The organism is Rhodovulum viride (genome assembly GCF_003265965.1).
Classification (GTDB): Bacteria; Pseudomonadota; Alphaproteobacteria; order Rhodobacterales; family Rhodobacteraceae; genus Rhodovulum; species Rhodovulum kholense.
The window spans coordinates 1-742 of sequence record NZ_MUAV01000138.1 but is presented as its reverse complement, the minus strand read 5'-3'; the positions used below and the strand labels follow the sequence as shown (position 1 = coordinate 742).

1 protein-coding gene and 1 pseudogene are annotated in these 742 nt (G+C 70.1%); both read left to right on the top strand.

What is annotated here, in order from left to right; translation table 11 throughout:
- Positions 1–374: pseudogene (locus BYZ73_RS23155) on the top strand (primase-like DNA-binding domain-containing protein); the annotation flags it as partial.
- Entirely contained in the window at positions 374–649 is a 276-nt protein-coding gene (locus BYZ73_RS21465; protein WP_112317590.1) for a DUF6378 domain-containing protein, read from the top strand. The pseudogene BYZ73_RS23155 and the gene BYZ73_RS21465, both read left to right, overlap by 1 nt.
- The last annotated feature ends 93 nt before the right edge of the window (positions 650–742 follow it).

The following is a 742-nucleotide window of genomic DNA, read 5'->3' as shown; positions in this document are numbered from 1 at the left end:
TCCGCCCGCCCGACCGGGTGCTGGAGGCCACGGCCGAATACCGCGAGGAAAGCGACCCTGTGGGCGCCTTCCTGACCGAATGCGCCATCGTCACCGGCGCCGAGGCCGACTTCCTTTATTCGCGCGAGCTGATCGAGGCCTTCAACTTCTGGCTCGAAGATCGCGGCGAAACCCGCTGGGGTGGGCGCACAGTCTCGATGCGCCTCAAGCAGAAGGCCAGCCGCTGGCGCCATCCCCATACCGGCAAATCCTTCATTCCGGCCAAGCGCGACGCGACCGGCTATCGCGGCCTCCGCCTCACCGACGAGTTCAAGACCCGCATGGCGGCCAGACAGTCCCACGGCGCCGGTGCGCCCGTCGACGAGCCGTTCTGATGGATCGGTCAGCCCTCCTGCAGGCCGCCTGTCAGGCCGTCACCGTGGATCGGGCCGCGACCCACGGCCGACCAGAGGACACGTTCGGCGCCATCGCGCGGCTCTGGTCGGCGCGGCTGGGGGTCGAGATCACGCCAGATCAGGTGGCGATCCTGCTGATCGACCTGAAGACGGCGCGCGCCTGGACCAATCCAAGCCATGCCGACAACTGGATCGACATGGCGGGCTATGCCGCCTGCGGCGGGGAACTGGCCGGAGGCGGCGCCGATGGCTGACCCCCGCACCCCCTTGTCCGTGCCTTCGGAGGCATGGGGCCGTCCGACCGCCCCGGCCCACCGGCCCGACCGGCCCGAAACCGTCCCTGACGG

Excerpts from the sequence above, each read along its gene's own strand:
- BYZ73_RS21465 (WP_112317590.1), top strand. The coding sequence starts at position 374 with ATGGATCGGTCAGCCCTCCTGCAGGCCGCCTGTCAGGCCGTCACCGTG.